Consider the following 14,857-nt stretch of genomic DNA (forward strand, 5'->3'; position numbering starts at 1 on the left):
GATCTCATCCTTGAACAATGAGATGAAAATACTATATATTATTTATTCAGCTCGACATATTTTCGTCACAGCGCGTGGTTTACGCTTCAAAGCGTCGAGCCACATCTTTCTCTATCCTATGTTTATCATCCTATGAGGCAAAAAATGACCACCAGAACCTTCAGCCAAACGCCGCCGGATAAGGCAAACGAACTGTTCGAGAAGCTCCTCGCCACCTCCGATAACGCAGCCAAAACCCGTGAGCGGCTGCTTTCTGACCTGACAGAGGAGCTCGACCTCCTGGCTAATCTCCAGGAACAGCACCTCTTTCCCGTCTTGAACAAGCACGGGATGCAGGACCTGGTTCAAGAGGCCATCCAGGACAACCAGGAAACGACTGCGCTCCTGGCGGAATTGGACCGCACGCCGAAAAATAATGGTGAGTTCCTCAAGAAGGTGACCGAGTTGAGGAAAGTGTTCCAGCAGCATATTCGCGACGACAAGAAGGAGCTGCTTCCGGCGGTGCTCAAGGTCTTGAGCGACGAGGAGGCTGAAGCGGTGGCCGAGCAAGTGCAGGATGAGATGGCGAGTGTCGAAGAGGCCAAACGGGCCGAGGCCAAGCGGGCCCGCGAGCAGATCGAAATCGTCCAGCAGGTCGGGGACGATGTGACCAGCACGGTGCAGGCTGGAGCGGAAGGAGCCCAAGTGATGGCGCGGACCATGCAGGAAGCGGTGCAGACCAGTCTCAGCACGGCATCGGAGCTCGCCCGCCTCTCCACAGACCAGGCGATGCAGCTCTTCAATACCCGTAAAGGGGACGCCCGCAGCCTTGGCGACGAGACCTCGCGGAACCTGCAAGCCCTTACGCAATCCGGAACGGTTCTGGCCCGCGGTGTCCAGGATGTTTCCCGCGAATGGTTTGAGTTGAGCCAGAAGCGTCTTCTGAAGAACCTTGACGGCTTGAGCAGTCTGGCACAGTGCCGGTCGGTTCCGGACTTTATGGCGGTCCAGACCTCGCTCATCCGCGACAACCTGGAACAGACCCTCGACAACAGCCGGCGCATGGCGGAACTCACGCAACAGCTCGCCGATGAGGCAAGCCGGACCGTGACGGTTCAAGCGGAGGACTCGCTTCAGCGTGTCAGTCGGGCCGCTTGATCGGACACACTCTGACGTTTTGTTTCCATGAGACCATGCCCCGGGCTTGAAACCTCGGGGCATTTGCATCGCGCCGGGCTGACCACGATCAGCAATGTGTGCGGCCGGAAGCCCAATCGCGTGCCATGCCGATCCAGGTTGAAGGTCCAGTCCGAAAGTCCGGATCAGGTACGTGGCGGCGTCTTATTCAATGGCGATCAACCGGCGAGGGTGGGGTCTTTCATCTCTCACCTTGATGGCCTCAGCGGTCACAGCCTGATAACGCCCCCCACGATTTAGCCATGACCATGGCGCGTAGGCCGTAAGGGCTGCAGTCTCGCTTCGCCCCGTGCTCTAGGGCATCCGACCAAACCCAGGCCTGAGGTTTCCATTTATTTTCTCCCGTGGTCGTGCCGGTCCATCCTGTGAGGGTTCGGATCTACTATTCCCATGCTTGACTCAGGTTCATTCGCCATTATGTTCTTGGTTTGTTCTAGTTCGCCTGACGGGCCGCTGCGGAATGAGGGCACCGGAACTGCCGGCAACCCACTCGTGGAAATCCGGTGAGCCGGGTCATCAAGAATGACGGTGCAAACGCAGGAGCGGGCACCCTTTGAGAACGAGGACCAGGCCGTTCTGGACACTGGTCTCGAACACAGGCAGACCGGATTTTCATCGTGCGGGACGAGATCGCAAGTCGGCGATCATCGTGGCCACTCCACATCGCGAAGAAGAGCCGGCACGATGTCACGAAGGAGCGCACCTTGAGCCTCGTCAGACCGTTTCTTCGCTTACATAAGGGCCTCTGGTTTATTCCACTTATGTGTGTGCTGGCTGGGGTTGCCCTCTCTTTTGGCACGATCGCGATTGACCAGGCATACGAGTTTGGGCTCGTGCCGCAATCGATCAGTGGCGGGCCGGACGCTGCCATCGAGATCTTGGGCACTATAGCGGCGTCAATGGTCAGTCTCGCAGCACTTGTACTGACGATCACCATGGTCGTCGTGCAGCTCGCTATGGGTCAATTCTCCCCACGGATTGTCCAACGCATCCTGCAGGACAAGCCTAGCCAGTTCGCAATTGGAATCTTCGTCGGTACTTTCGCGCACGCTATGCTGGCGCTCCGTGAGGTGCAAACTGAAGGCCAAGGCGTAGTTCCGGGAGTCGCGGTTGTCGTCGCGTTCGTGCTGATCGTCATCAGCATCATAGTGCTGGTCTGGTATGTAAATCATATCGGACGCGCACTAAGGGTGTCGGCACTGATTGAGCTTGTTGGCAACGATACACGCAAGCTGCTCGATAAGCTCTATGCAGATGTTGGGGCGACATCAAAGTTGCAGGGACCGGCGATCTGCGCGCGCCACTCCGGTGTGATCACTCAGATAGACCACGAAGCGCTAATACTGACTGCCGAGGCGGGCGACTGCGTCCTGACGCTCCGGCCAGCATTGGGCGAGTTTGTGCCGGCAGGTGCAACACTCCTCGAGATTACAGGTGCGCCCGAGCGACTCAACGTGAGCGCCGCAATACGCTCCATCGAACTCGGCCTTGAGCGGACCCTTGATCAAGATATGGCCTACGGTCTGCGACTGCTCGTCGACATTGCCGAGCGGTCGCTGTCCGACGGACCGTTCCTCGATCCGACGACGGCGGTACAGGCAATTGACCGGCTGCATGATTGCCTCCGTCAACTCGCACCGCGCCCCTTTCCCGACGGTCGCTACCGGGACAAGAGAGGCGAGGTGCGCTTGATAACGCCGTCGATGGCTTGGGAGGACTATGTCCACCTTGCGTTCGATGAGATCCGAATGGCCGGTGCGGGGTCGCCGCAAGTTGCACGTCGTCTGCGCGCGGCGCTCGAGGACTTGCTGACTATAGCTCCGCTCGAACGCAAGTGCTCGCTGCAAGAGCAGCTTGATCTACTGCAGTCGGGTATTGGAAGCCGGATGAGCGAGGTTAGTGACCGCATCAACTCTTCACGAAGCGATCCTAGCGGACTCGGCTGATATGGCACTGTCAACTTAACGCTTTTACTTGCTCTTGCAGGTGTTTAGGTCCAGAGCGGGTCACGCATTTTCAATAGCTTAGCCCCGCTTGGAGATCGCTGAAAACACCGTAAGACGGCCTTTACACAGTTAAGTTGACAGTGCCCTGCGCGATGGTGCGGATCCAGTCCGGCACGACCGCAGCCAGATCATCGAGAGTGGCACGGAGCGTTTCGGCAACAAGTTCCAGAAGGTGCAGGTCATGCACAGCACCCAACACATGCGTGCTGTCGGTGCGTTGCTTGCCTCGCGCTTTGATCAGACCGCGGGCCTTGAACCGCTCGAGCATGGTGTCCAGCAGCAGGTGCTCGGCCTGGCCGGCGACAAGGCGGGCCCGAAATTCGGTGAGCACGCTGAAGTGGAACCCGGGATCAGTCAGCTCGAGCCCCAGGGCGTACTTCCAGTCGATCCGGGCCCGGACAGCGTCAGCGGCTTGTCGATCGCTGAGGTGCTCGAGGAACTGGAAGATCGTGATCAAAGCCAGCCGCCACGGCGCAAGGGCAGGTTGACCCCGGCTCGGGTAGAACCGTCGGAAGTCCTCATCCTGGTAGAGGATGCTGAACTCGTCCCAGAGCCGGGTTACAGTGTTGCCCTTAGGAAAGCTGCCCGGGCAACTCGCACGGTCTCGGCCGGGATCTCACCAATCGGCTCGGGATGAAGGCTCATGGATTCCTCCTCCTGCTGAATAGCCAACAGGGAATTCGCCGACAGTATCTAGGAGATATCCGCGGCCCATTTCTGGTTCGGGCGCTCGGCCGAGAAGTCCTGCTCAAGCAGGTTGGGAGCAATCGGAAAGGCGTGGTGGCTGTCGGTGGTGCGCTTGAAGCGACGTTTCTGCCGGGCCTTGAGCCCATTCTCGCGCATCAGTCGGGCCGTCCGACGGCGCCCGATTGGCAGGCCCTGATCCTGGAGTTCGCGCGTCATCCGCGGGCTGCCATAGGTGCCATTCGATGCTCTAAAGGCGGATCGGACATGGGCGAGCAGCACCAGATCGTCGCGCTGACGCTGGCAGGCCGGACGACTTCGCCAGGCAAAGTAGCCGCTCTGGCTCACCTCAAGAACCTGGCACAGGCGCAGGATGGGGAATTCCGCTTTCGCCGCATCGATGAACGTGAACCTCATCGACTTCCCTCCTTGGCGAAAAAATCTATGGACCGGCCGTGCGTTGCAATCTATGGACCGGCCGTGCGTTGCAAGAGGGCTGCTTCAGATTGGATGAGAGACGGTTTGCATCAATCTATCCGGCCTCTGGGTGGAGCACCTGCTCCGGGCCATCATGGAAATCCGCGCGCACTGGGCCTTTTTAGCAGTGAGACCTCAACCGGCCATTTTTTCGCTCAGGCTTCCCGTGCGCCGGGCAACCGTTCGTCCATCCTGTCACATCCTTCCCGCAAACCTCGGTGGGAACTCGATCGCCGAAACGCCTGCTGCTCAAGCGGTCTTACGGCACCTGGGCGGCAATCCCCGCGTCATAGCCTCTTTCGCGGTACAACACGCTCCAGGCGATGCGCGCCAGCTTGTTGGCCAACGCGGCAGCCAGCACATTCCGACGCAGCCGAGGGGCCGCTGTCATCAGCCAGCGGCCGAAGCGATATCTCGGCCAGTTGCGTGGGTGCTGCAGAATAGCCTGCGCGCCGCCCACGAACAGGGTGCGCAAGTAGCGGTTTCCACGCTTGGAGAGGCCGCCCAGGATGGTGCGATTGCCGGTCGAGATCTGCTTGGGCACCAGCCCGAGCCAAGCGGCGAAGTCGCGGCCCTTGGCGAAGGCGGCTCCGGTTCCAATCGCCGCCACCATGGCGCTGGCGGTGATCACCCCGACCCCCGGGACATCCATCAACCGCCGGCAGCCCGCGTCCTCTCGCGCCAGGGCCGTGATGTCCCGGGTCAGCGTCTCGATGCGTTCGTCCAACTGCCGCCAATCGTCTGATAGATCCTCGATCAGGTGGATCATCCGCGGCGAGAGCACGTCCGTGCGTTGAGACAGCAGCGTGGGCAGGGCCTCGCGCAAGCCCGCAAGCCCCTGACGCACCGGAAGGCCGCATTCGAGCAGGAAGGCGCGGATCTGGTTGATCACCGCCGTGCGCTGGCTGATCCGGCGGCGGCGCACCCGATGAAGCGCTTGGAGATCAAGTTGTTCGGCCGACTTCAGCGGCACCGGCCGCATGGTCGGGCGCTGGACCGCCTCGGCAATGGCCTCGGCATCGCGGTAGTCATTCTTGTGACCCTTGAGAAACGGTTTGACGTACTGGGCCGGCAGCAGGCGCACGTCATGGCCAAGAGCTGCGAGCTGACGCCCAACATGATGGGCGCCCGCGCAGGCCTCCATTCCGATCAGACAGACCGGCACGTTAGCCAGGCAGGATTGCAGCTGCCCGCGCGCGATCTTGCGGCGCAGCAGGATCCTGCCGCGGGCATCCATACCAATGAGGTGGAAAGTATTCTTGCCCAGGTCGATGCCGATCGTGGTGATGGCCTCGGTCGTGGTTTGGTGTGACATGGCATAGCTCCTTGCCTGCGCGACAATCCCGCCCTCCCATGCTCCCTCCGGGAGCACGGCCGGTCCATGCCATTAGCGGTGGCCTTCTTGAGGATGTCGCGCTCTTGGCGCAGCACCTCGTTCTCGCGGCGGAGGCGCTTGAGCTCGTCCACGATGTCCTCATTGGGCGGCGCGGCCGACGAAGGCCGCATATCCTGGTGCTCCGCCATCCAGCGCGCGAGCGTCGAACGGTTCACCCCAAGATCGTCAGCGATCGCGCGTTGCGAGCGCCCACTCGTCAAAACGAGGCGGACGGCCTCATCCTGAAACTCTCTCGTAAAACGGGTCTTCGGCATGGCGATCCTCCTGCTTCATCAGAAGCTCTCCATTTTTTCGAAGCAAGACCATCGCGGAGCTGTATCGGATTGAGAGCGACATCCGTGGCATGAGTGCTGCGGAGCGGGCCCGGATTCGTCAGGCCAAGAGCCGTCCAGTGCTGGAAGCTCTCGAGCCGTGGTTGCGCGCCAAGCTCGGTCTGATCAGCCAGAAGAGCAAGCTGGCCGAGGCGATCCGCTACGCGCTCTCGCGCTGGGACGGGCTAACGCGGTTTGTCGACGACGGGCGGATTGAGATCGACAGCAATGTAGTCGAACGGGCGATCCGGCCCTTGGCGAAGCAGGTTTCATTGTGCACTCCATATTCAAGTGTCTGTAAACATTGGAAGCGTACCCGCATCAGCAGCGCGACACGGGCGGCCCTTCCGGGCCATCGCAGCTTTGATCGGCTCTGACGCCAGATCGTCGGCTCGGATTTGATACGGTGCACCGGGGACAACCTGAACAGCCGGAAGCACGCCCGTTTTGATGAGGCGACGTATCGCGTGGTTTGTAACGCCTAACGCCATTGCCGCCTCGGTCATGGTCAGCCATTCGCCGTCTTTCTCCGCGGATCGATAGGCGTGGATTCCGCGAACGCGCCGAACGGAAGAGACGCGGTGCGCCGTCCAGGTTTTACCTTGGCCGGTAGGCAAGCCCATCCGATTGAGCGACGCGGCAATATGCTCGTCAGACCAGCGGCCGGCCATGCTGCGCATGACTGCCAGCGCATCTTCCGCTGTCGCGCAGCCGTGTTCGCCGGTTCGCGGCTTGCGAACACGCAGTTCTGAGTGCTGGCCGCCCCGCCAATGGATCGTGAGCACGACATCACGAACCGTATCGTCGACATCGACAATGATGTCTGCGATCAACGTCCGGAGCAGTTGCTGACGGGCACGCATCGTCACATCAGGAGTGTTCCAGGCCGCTGACAGGTTTTCCGCCATGTTGGCGAAAGCGCCTTGATCAACCTCAATGGTCGATGGGGTTCCGGCGGGCTGGCGCGCCTCCAGATCTTGCACGCGGCGTAAGGCAATTTCCCAGTTTCTCTCCAACTGCGCAGCGATCAAACGATTGTCGGGATCACAGGCAGCATAGCGGCGCTCAGCAAGACCGGCCTCGTAGCGGGCCTGCTTAAGCTCCAGATCGAGGATCTGGCGTTGATCATCTTGTCGTTCCCGGTGCATTCGCTCCGCCTCGAACGCGGCCTCAATCGCCAAGGGTTCTACCGCGCGCAACAGTTCACGCGCAACAGCCGCGTCCACCCTGGGGCCACCGAAGGTCATGCACCGGGGCAAGCCCATCATCAGGTTGGGCTTGTCGCAGCGATAGACAGGTCGACTTTGCGGATTACCGGTATAGGCCACGCTCAGTCGCCGCCCGCACCGTCCACACGTCATAACGCCTGACAGCAGTGCCTTGCCGCCACGGCCGGATTTTACCCCGTCGGCGCGACCATAGTTGTTGAGCGCCAACTGCTTCTGGTTTCGCTCGTATTCCTCCCAGCTGACGTACCCTTCGTGATGATCCTTGATGAACACTTCCCAGGTCCCGACCGGCTTGCCGTGGCCGTAGCTCCGGCGGGCCCTCCCATCGACAATAGAGGTCCGCTTTTCGCTTTTCCCGTAAACGTACACGCCCGCGTAAAAGGGGTTCTTGAGCACGCCGATCACGTTGCGATAGCGGATCGGCAACCAGGTAAAGCTGGTCATGCGGCCCTCATCCGAAGGCCGTGGGAAGTGGATCTGATCAGCCGTCATCGACAATAACACCTGTCGCGCGCTGCCGAGTTCGCGGAAGCGGGCGAAGATGAGCCGGATCACCTCCTGCAAGCGCAGATCAGGGTCGAGCCCCAGACCTGCTTCGCGGTGCCAGATGTAACCGAACGGTACTGACAAGCGCAGCTCGCCCCGACGCGCTTTCGACTTGGCGGCCTCGAGCATCCGTGTCCTGAGCACGCCGAGCTCAAACTCGCTGATGCTGCCTTTCATACCCAAAACCAGGCGATCGTTGGGCTGGCAGGGGTTGTACACGCCGTCATGGTCGATGACGCGGGCTTCGACAAGTCCGCACAACTCCAGCAGATGATGCCAGTCACGGCCATTGCGCGCGAGCCGCGATGCATCCAGGCACAACACAGCGCCGACCTTGCCCGCGCACAACCATGCAACCAGGCGATCGAAGCCCGGGCGCGCCACCGTCCCGCTCGCCGATCGGCCCAGATCATCGTCGATGACCTCAATGTCGGCGAAGCCGTGCTGGCGTGCAAGATCGACGAGATCATATTGGCGCCGCTGGCTCTCCAGATTGGTCATGACCTGGGATTGCGTCGACTGGCGCACATAGACGACGGCCTTGCGCCTCAGCAGCACCGTCGGGATCAGATCAGACTTCGTCATCGCCCAACTCCTCGACGACGAGGCCGGCGGCCTGCATCAGGATTTGGGCAAGAAGCAGTACTGTCTTCGCCCGCTCCGCGTCGCGCATCCCGTCCAATCTGCGGGGTTCGAATATCAGGCTCATCTGCCTGCCCGCGATCGGAGCTGACACGTTGTTCTGTTTCATCGACTTCCTCCCATGCGAATCTGATTGCGCTCGGGGAGTTTGGGGAAGCAGCGGTCGGCATGACCAGTCTCTTCAGATCGGACAACGCTGCGAGATCAATCTGTGGCGGGCCAATTCTCATCTTGGCGCAAGCGATGGGATCTAACATCCAGCCCGGAATCGAGACGACAATGCCAGATGGGCCTTCCACCTGGAGAAACCGGCCAGTCGCCCGCTCCTCGACCCGCCGCACGCTGACCTTTCGGCCAAAGTAGGGATGCCAACGATAATGAACCTCACGCTCTTCGCCGACATGGGCAGAATGAACGGGCGATGGTATTGACGCGCAAGAATGCACTGTTTGCCGGCTCGGATCGCGGTGGCGAACACTGGGCGATCATCGCCTCATTGGTCGAGACCTGCAAATTGTGCGGGGTGGATCCGCAGGCTTATCTCGCCGACGTGCTGAGCCGCATCGTCACCGGCCATCTCAACACCCAGATCGATGATCTACCGCCGTGGGCCTATGCCACCGCGCCGGACCTCAAGGCCGTGGCCTGAGAACAGCGCTTACGTTACAGGACAGTTACCGCGGATGGATCGAGCCTTCTAAACAGGGCCTTGTGCGGCTACCACTGCACGGCCCTTGTGGGTGATGACGGCCACGTCCCTGTTATCACTGCTCACTGTCGCGTATCCGCTGCTGAACAGCCGATAGAGGACGGACTGCATGAAAGAAAAGGAGCGCCCGCAGCAGGGCTGGGGCGCTCTGAAGTTGCCAGATTGAATTGGGGCAATAATCCGGGGCGGCTTCATACCTACAAAGATGAAATTATTCTAATGCTAGGTAGGCAGGCCAGCCATGCGGAAACGTGCAGGATAGTGTTGTCGCAGGTTAGCCGTCTCAGCTAATGAGCAAGTCCTCATGCAGGGACTGCTGCGTAAGCTCCCTGTCCACCTTTTCTGCCCTAATCCCAGGCCCCTCAACCCTCTCTTCACCCCTTCATGCCATACTCTCGGCATGACCTACTCTCGCGAAACCACCTAAGATGCAGCCGATATGAAGTATTCATTCGAAAGCACTAAATCGAAAAAACGCCTCAGGGTCGCAACCAACGCAGCAGCCGGGGCCGTTATTGGCACATTAATTGGGTTCCTGCTGTACCTTCAGCATCTCTTTGGTTCGGAGCCTGTCGAAGGTAGTCCCTATCTGAATGGGAAAGGCGAGATTGCGATATGCGCGTTGGTCGGAGCCGTACTCCTCCCTGCCATTTTTGCAGCTTTCAGATGGGCCGCTAAGAGGTATCTAGCGGGTTTATTGACCTCCCTAAAATCAACGAACCGCAGCACATGAGCACCTACTCCCGCGATGCCACCGCCATCTCGCAGCTCACTGGCCAACCCGCCAGCATCTGATCTGGGGATTGGCGCGCCAGGGCAGCTTGGACCAACACCTACACCGGAGAGCAGAGAGCCAGCATCGGCTACGAGGCGAACTGCTACTTCACAGATCCCGATATCCCCGCCGCTGCTTCACCCGGGAGACAGCCTCCAGCGCCTGCCCCGCCGCGATCTCGTCATCATGGATCTCCACCAGCTCCTGCCCCTTGGTGCCGATCCTGCCCCAGTTGCGCACCAGGCGCACGGTCCCGAAAAGGTCCCGCTCGATCATGAGGGAATAGAAACGCCGGATGCCCTGCTCCGGGTCGATCCGGTGCAGGACCAGGTGGTGCTTGATCGGGGAGCGGAGCTCGTCGGGCATTGGGTCTCTGTTCGCTACTGGTGGACGAGGGTCAGGGGTGGCGAGGGCATGGGCATCCAGTGCGTTGGCTCGCAAGGTAGTCCAGTTGAGGTTCGCCAGCGGCTTCCATCCCAATGGCCTTCAAAAATGCTGGCATAGATGGCTGGAGGCCCAGCCTGGGCGTCCTCCGCTCTCCCCCTGTCCATGGATGGCACAGGTTGGCTTTCCTCCGGCTCATCGTCCTCCACCAAGTCGATGCCCATCTCGGCAAGCTGGTTGAGGACGTCCTCGATCTGCTCCGGGGAGAACTCGTCGGGAGGCAAGATCCGATCCAGCTCGTCATAGGTGATAGAGCCCCGCTTCTTGGCGAGCCTGATCATCTGCCGGACGGCAACATCGGTCAGATCCAGCCGAGGCCTGTCGTCTTGGCCCCAGTTGAATGCTCCCGCATCTTGGTTCCGGTCGAATACTCTCGCCTTCCGTCCTTCCGGGAGCTGCGGGCGAGGGTAGAGCAACAGTGGTCTGCCCGGTTCGCGTGGCGCGGTGGCGATGGGCTTCCAGCCTCCCATTGAACCCTCCTGTGGCCCATCTCGTTGGTTGCGATCTTCCCTCATCCGCCCAGGCTCTGCCGAATGCCCTGCTACAGTCGGTCCAGAGCCGCTTCCAGTCCAGGATTTGGCTCTAAGGCTGTTGGCGCAAGGCCGTTTTCCTTTCTGATCTCCCGTAAGTGCCTGGTTGATACTTGGACGGTTAGCCTCGTCGGGTCTCCTCAACGATCCTCGGATTGCGGTCCAGCAGCACCTGGGCTGGTCCCATTGGCGAGCGACGGCCCTGCTCACGCCAATCCGACTGGCAAAAGCCGTAGGTCTTCGAGGACAATTTAGGAATAAACTGATCCATCCGAGGTACGGCTCTGCCCTGCAGCACAGGGCTTCGAAGCTGGTTATGATGCTCGAGCTTGGCTGGAAGAGGTTGCCCCCTCCAGAGTCAGGCAGGGAGAGGATGAGCGGCCCGAAGCTGGCTCGTCCCCTCTATCCCTTCGCGCCCCTCATGCACCTGCCGTGAGGGGCTTTTTTGTTCTCCGCAGCCTACGATTTCCTTCCGCTGAGGCAGGGGAACGATCCTGATGTAGGACAACGCGAGGTTGGCTATGCTTCGTCTGCCTGGAGATGCGGCGATCCCATTGGTATTCGGGACCAGGCGGGGAGAGGCTGGGAAGGGCTCAGTTCCTGGCCTCTCTCATGGCCCGCAAAAACTTCCTCGTCAGCAGGGCGGCAGTCATGGGCCACGCATTTCACGTCGGACAGCTTGTCCGGCTTAAGGAAAGGCTGCTCGATAACGGCGGGATCTACGAGATTATCCGCCTGCTTCCGTCGGGTCCGGAGGACGAGCCTATGTACCGGGTCAAGGCGGTAAACGGACCTATTCTGCGCCTTGTGCGTGAGGAAGATATCGTCCCCGCCTGACGCCCTTCACCGGTTACTGGCTAAGCCAGCCCTTCCAGGTCTCGCCTGCCTCGACCTCGTGGGTGAACTCCTCCACCAGTTCGTACCGCATCACCTGGCGCGGGCGGGATTGGGCTTTACACTGAGTGTGACGTTCAGCCCGGCCTCCCGCACCAACCTTTCGACCTCCGCACGGTACGCTTCAGGATCATCGCCGTTGACCAGAACCGTGACGCTCCTCTCACCTTGAGAGTTGCCTACGCCCTCGCTCACACCGAAAAAACCTGGGTGAACCATATGCACGACTCCCCGGTCATACAGCGGCTTCAGCGCCCGGCTTACATCATCAACTAGGCTCATGGCTACACCTCATGTTCAGTCTCGAACCATCGCCTTCCCAGCCTCGACCTCGCTGGCGTGGATCTCGACCAACTCCTGCCCCAGTTGCGCACCAGGCGCACGGTCCCGAAAAGGTCCCGCTCGATCATGAGGGAATAGAAACGCCGGATGCCCTGCTCCGGGTCGATCCGATGCAGCACCAGGTGGTGTTTGATCGGGGAGCGCAGCTCGTCAGGCACGAAGACTCAGCCTTTGGACCACCATATCCGGCCGCGGGGGTGTTCCTCCGCAAACGCGCGAACCTCGGAGGTCGGAATGACCAGCCGGGATTGCCCTGCCGGACTTCCGTAGTTTTTGCCGCTCTTCATCTAGAACGTTGACCCGCCCCAGGATGCGGGCTTTTTCAGGTAAACGCGTCCGTGCTTCGGATTAACCGCATCGACCGTGGTCAGGATGAACCGGAGCGAATGGCCTTGGGTCTCGCGGATCGCTGCCGGATCACCGGGCCCGACGTTGCGGTAGTAACGCTCAATCTCGGGCTGTGTCTGCGCCCCACTTGGATCGGGAAACTCTTCTTGCATGGACACCTCCGGAATCTGGCTCGGCCCTACCCTCACCCGCCTCGGCTTTGCCGAATGCGCGGCAGCGGGCGCCAGCCGACAATGTGCTGGTCGAAGTAGGTGTGGGTGCCAAAGCGGGCTCCAAAGACGCGCCAGTGGCTCCTCGTGGTGATGTCGTCGGTTTCCCAGACCCCGACCGTCACCGGGTAGGTGGGCGGCGCCTCCGCATCCTCGATCCAGATGATCACAGGCGTGCCGTCGCGTGGGGCCAGTCGGACCGGATACCAGTCGTGCATGATGGCTCTTTCCCGGTTCACGAATCTAACTCCGCCCTTCCCTCTAAACGCCCCCGGCTTTGCCGATAGCCTGTCTTCGGTTCTCCCAGGCGGATCGGGGCTGGAATTTGGCCTCAGAGGCTGCTGGGGGAATGCCGTTTTCCTCTCTTCTCTTGAATCCTTTGCCGTGGGGGTGATTTTTGACCCCTATACCCTTGGAGCCTGGAGGACCGTTCCTCTGCCCTCCCCGCTTGATCCAGAGTTGCCATTCCCGGCTGACGATCCGAACCACGTTGGGCAGGTTCTTCTGGCCATCCCGGCGCCTCTCCTGAACGGTGAGGAGACCCATGGCAGCGGCTGCCCTGACGGCGTTCTTGGGGCCAGAACAAGATCTGCTCTCAATGACACGATTAGGTAGAACGGATCGGCAACCCTTCGCGACGAGGCTTCAGGGCAGACCCGCAATTTAAAGCCCGGTGGTACTCACGTCGCTCTGGTACCCATTTGAAGCTCTTGCGCTAATCTGCTTCAGCGAACCTATCCCGACAATGGCACTCTTTCACAGACGATCCTTTTGCGGAGCAGTCCGCGTTCCCATCCAGGGGTTCAGCCCTGGATGACAGCTCAAACACCAAGATCCAAGCTGTATTCAACCACTGCGCGGCTCGTTCGATCCATTTACCGACCCACGTTCTTGCTACGTACTGCGTTAGCGTGTGTTTGGGAGCAAATCTTGTTCCGACCCGAGGTATACGAGGTGAGAAACGATGCATCCGAGTGAGGCTTCATCCCGCCTGCACCAGCATCTCGCAGGGTGTGGAGCGTTCCAGGATCGTTCATTGAGGTCAGGTGCCATCGTCCCCATGTCTGGAGGTGATGAACGACATTGCCATCGAGGCTGACGCTCCCAGCCCGACCATTCTGATTGCCACTGACGGCTCGTTGCGGCGAGTAGGGATCGAGATCGAGTTCCTGGGGCCGCATGCCCGGGCTGCCGCCCAAGCTCTTGCCGATGATCTCGGCGGAAGCTGTGAGGTTGAAGATCCGCACGCCTTTAAGGTCAGCGGCACGCGTCTCGGCAATCTGCTGATCGAAACCGACCTGCGGCACGTCCACCCTGACCGACACCCGGAGCTCGGCCTGTGGCTGAACCGCCGGGTAGCCGCATGGCTCGGGACCGCGGTCTCGCCTTTCGTCCCGCGGGAGCTGATCACCGCCCCCATACCCATCGCCCGGCTCCCGGAGATGGACGGGGTCGTGGCTAGCTTGCGCGCGGCAGGAGCCCGCGGCCGCGGGGCCGTGTTGTGGGACTCGCTCGGGCTTCACTTCAACATCGATCCACCGCGTCTTGATGCGGCAACGGTGACGGCCTTCCTTAAGGCCTTTCTCCTTGTCGGCGATCAGCTCCGGCAGGAGATCGCATGTGGGAGCGCTCGGCGTGTTCTCGTCCTTCCGCCGGATTACCCGCAGGCCTACAAGCGACGCGTGCTCGATCCGGACTACTGGCCCGACCTGACACAACTGACAGAGGACTATCTGGCGGCGAACCCGACCCGGAAGCGGGCGCTCGATCTCCTGCCGCTGCTCACTCACTTCGATGAGGAGCGGGTGCGCTCTGTTCTGCCGCATGAGAAGATCGGGTCCCGGCCGGTGTTTCACTACCGGCTGCCGCAGGCCCATCTGAGCGATCCGGCCTGGAGCATCATGCCGGACTGGGAGCGCTGGCTCCTCGTGGAACACTTGGCCATGAATCCAGTCCAGCTCGCTGAGAAGGGGCAGGCACTCCTGGATCATTGGGCCGCACAAAAGAATTATCATTGAGCGGGTGGGGCATGTCGATTAATCCTGACCCAATTGGCAGGACCGCACCTTCTGGGGCCATTGGGATGGGCAGGGCCTCTCCCGGACGTTGAGCCCTGGCAATCACCGGGTGCGGCCAGTT

The 14,857-nt window shown here is 60.7% G+C and carries 14 protein-coding genes and 4 pseudogenes; 6 read left to right on the forward strand and 12 right to left on the reverse strand.

What is annotated here, in order from left to right; translation table 11 throughout:
- Positions 1-144: 144 nt before the first annotated feature.
- A complete protein-coding gene (locus BB934_RS47995) occupies positions 145-1,137 on the forward strand; it encodes a phasin family protein (protein WP_157934619.1) in 993 nt (330 codons plus the stop codon).
- A 743-nt stretch (positions 1,138-1,880) separates the two neighbouring features.
- Positions 1,881-3,122, forward strand: a complete 1,242-nt coding sequence (locus tag BB934_RS39965) for a DUF2254 domain-containing protein (protein ID WP_099515192.1) — start codon at positions 1,881-1,883, stop codon at positions 3,120-3,122.
- Positions 3,123-3,270: 148 nt separating this feature from the next.
- Here the strand turns inward: BB934_RS39965 and BB934_RS39970 are convergent.
- The 4 genes and pseudogenes from BB934_RS39970 to BB934_RS51320 all read right to left on the reverse strand — a co-directional run.
- Positions 3,271-3,827: pseudogene (locus BB934_RS39970) on the reverse strand (transposase); the annotation flags it as partial.
- A gap of 51 nt (positions 3,828-3,878) precedes the next feature.
- Positions 3,879-4,307 (reverse strand): annotated as a pseudogene (locus BB934_RS39975) (IS3 family transposase); the annotation flags it as partial.
- A 295-nt stretch (positions 4,308-4,602) separates the two neighbouring features.
- Entirely contained in the window at positions 4,603-5,580 is a 978-nt protein-coding gene (locus BB934_RS39980) for an IS110 family RNA-guided transposase (RefSeq protein ID WP_418294839.1), read from the reverse strand.
- Entirely contained in the window at positions 5,493-5,993 is a 501-nt protein-coding gene (locus BB934_RS51320) for a transposase (protein WP_099515194.1), read from the reverse strand. The genes BB934_RS39980 and BB934_RS51320 overlap by 88 nt, the downstream gene beginning before the upstream one ends.
- 44 nt (positions 5,994-6,037) lie before the next feature.
- Between BB934_RS51320 and BB934_RS39990 the strand changes: the two are divergent.
- Positions 6,038-6,358, forward strand: a pseudogene (locus BB934_RS39990) (IS66 family transposase); the annotation flags it as partial.
- On the opposite strand, the gene BB934_RS39995 reads toward BB934_RS39990, so the two are convergent.
- Entirely contained in the window at positions 6,338-8,410 is a 2,073-nt protein-coding gene (locus BB934_RS39995; RefSeq protein ID WP_099513340.1) for a recombinase family protein, read from the reverse strand. The pseudogene BB934_RS39990 and the gene BB934_RS39995 overlap by 21 nt on opposite strands.
- Complete coding sequence (locus BB934_RS40000) at positions 8,397-8,576, reverse strand: hypothetical protein (RefSeq protein WP_099513339.1); 180 nt, start codon at positions 8,574-8,576, stop codon at positions 8,397-8,399. Before BB934_RS40000 ends, BB934_RS39995 begins: the two co-directional genes overlap by 14 nt.
- A gap of 306 nt (positions 8,577-8,882) precedes the next feature.
- Here BB934_RS40000 and BB934_RS40005 point away from each other — a divergent pair.
- Positions 8,883-9,116: pseudogene (locus tag BB934_RS40005) on the forward strand (transposase domain-containing protein); the annotation flags it as partial.
- Positions 9,117-10,059: 943 nt separating this feature from the next.
- Here the strand turns inward: BB934_RS40005 and BB934_RS40010 are convergent.
- Entirely contained in the window at positions 10,060-10,317 is a 258-nt protein-coding gene (locus BB934_RS40010) for a WGR domain-containing protein (RefSeq protein WP_099515195.1), read from the reverse strand.
- A gap of 14 nt (positions 10,318-10,331) precedes the next feature.
- On the reverse strand, positions 10,332-10,865 hold the full coding sequence (locus BB934_RS40015) for an RNA polymerase sigma factor region1.1 domain-containing protein (RefSeq protein ID WP_157934620.1): 534 nt from the start codon (positions 10,863-10,865) through the stop codon (positions 10,332-10,334).
- Positions 10,866-11,576: 711 nt separating this feature from the next.
- Here BB934_RS40015 and BB934_RS40020 point away from each other — a divergent pair.
- Positions 11,577-11,762, forward strand: coding sequence for a hypothetical protein (locus tag BB934_RS40020; protein WP_099515652.1), 186 nt, complete (start codon positions 11,577-11,579; stop codon positions 11,760-11,762).
- A gap of 90 nt (positions 11,763-11,852) precedes the next feature.
- Here BB934_RS40020 and BB934_RS40025 read toward each other — a convergent pair whose 3' ends face one another.
- The 4 genes from BB934_RS40025 to BB934_RS40040 all read right to left on the reverse strand — a co-directional run bounded on the left by BB934_RS40025 (position 11,853) and on the right by BB934_RS40040 (position 12,957).
- Positions 11,853-12,101 carry a hypothetical protein gene (locus BB934_RS40025; protein WP_099515197.1) on the reverse strand — a complete coding sequence of 83 codons (249 nt, stop codon included), beginning with the start codon at positions 12,099-12,101 and terminating at the stop codon, positions 11,853-11,855.
- Positions 12,102-12,103: 2 nt separating this feature from the next.
- Positions 12,104-12,319, reverse strand: coding sequence for a WGR domain-containing protein (locus tag BB934_RS40030; protein WP_099515198.1), 216 nt, complete (start codon positions 12,317-12,319; stop codon positions 12,104-12,106).
- A gap of 129 nt (positions 12,320-12,448) precedes the next feature.
- On the reverse strand, positions 12,449-12,661 hold the full coding sequence (locus tag BB934_RS40035) for a hypothetical protein (protein ID WP_099515199.1): 213 nt from the start codon (positions 12,659-12,661) through the stop codon (positions 12,449-12,451).
- A 32-nt stretch (positions 12,662-12,693) separates the two neighbouring features.
- A complete protein-coding gene (locus BB934_RS40040; protein ID WP_237050765.1) occupies positions 12,694-12,957 on the reverse strand; it encodes a TrbG/VirB9 family P-type conjugative transfer protein in 264 nt (87 codons plus the stop codon).
- 834 nt (positions 12,958-13,791) lie between these two features.
- On the opposite strand from BB934_RS40040, the gene BB934_RS40045 reads away from it, so the two are divergent.
- Positions 13,792-14,736, forward strand: coding sequence for an amidoligase family protein (locus BB934_RS40045; protein ID WP_099515201.1), 945 nt, complete (start codon positions 13,792-13,794; stop codon positions 14,734-14,736).
- The last annotated feature ends 121 nt before the right edge of the window (positions 14,737-14,857 follow it).

The organism is Microvirga ossetica (assembly GCF_002741015.1).
GTDB lineage: Bacteria > Pseudomonadota > Alphaproteobacteria > Rhizobiales > Beijerinckiaceae > Microvirga > Microvirga ossetica.

Excerpts from the sequence above, each read along its gene's own strand:
- BB934_RS51320 (WP_099515194.1), bottom strand. The coding sequence starts at position 5,993 with ATGCCGAAGACCCGTTTTACGAGAGAGTTTCAGGATGAGGCCGTCCGC.
- BB934_RS40010 (WP_099515195.1), bottom strand. The coding sequence starts at position 10,317 with ATGCCCGACGAGCTCCGCTCCCCGATCAAGCACCACCTGGTCCTGCAC.
- BB934_RS40020 (WP_099515652.1), top strand. The coding sequence starts at position 11,577 with ATGGGCCACGCATTTCACGTCGGACAGCTTGTCCGGCTTAAGGAAAGG.
- BB934_RS40035 (WP_099515199.1), bottom strand. The coding sequence starts at position 12,661 with ATGCAAGAAGAGTTTCCCGATCCAAGTGGGGCGCAGACACAGCCCGAG.
- BB934_RS39980 (WP_418294839.1), bottom strand. The coding sequence starts at position 5,580 with ATGGATGCCCGCGGCAGGATCCTGCTGCGCCGCAAGATCGCGCGCGGG.
- BB934_RS40000 (WP_099513339.1), bottom strand. The coding sequence starts at position 8,576 with ATGAAACAGAACAACGTGTCAGCTCCGATCGCGGGCAGGCAGATGAGC.
- BB934_RS40045 (WP_099515201.1), top strand. The coding sequence starts at position 13,792 with ATGAACGACATTGCCATCGAGGCTGACGCTCCCAGCCCGACCATTCTG.
- BB934_RS40015 (WP_157934620.1), bottom strand. The coding sequence starts at position 10,865 with ATGGGAGGCTGGAAGCCCATCGCCACCGCGCCACGCGAACCGGGCAGA.
- BB934_RS39995 (WP_099513340.1), bottom strand. The coding sequence starts at position 8,410 with ATGACGAAGTCTGATCTGATCCCGACGGTGCTGCTGAGGCGCAAGGCC.
- BB934_RS40025 (WP_099515197.1), bottom strand. The coding sequence starts at position 12,101 with ATGAGCCTAGTTGATGATGTAAGCCGGGCGCTGAAGCCGCTGTATGAC.
- BB934_RS47995 (WP_157934619.1), top strand. The coding sequence starts at position 145 with ATGACCACCAGAACCTTCAGCCAAACGCCGCCGGATAAGGCAAACGAA.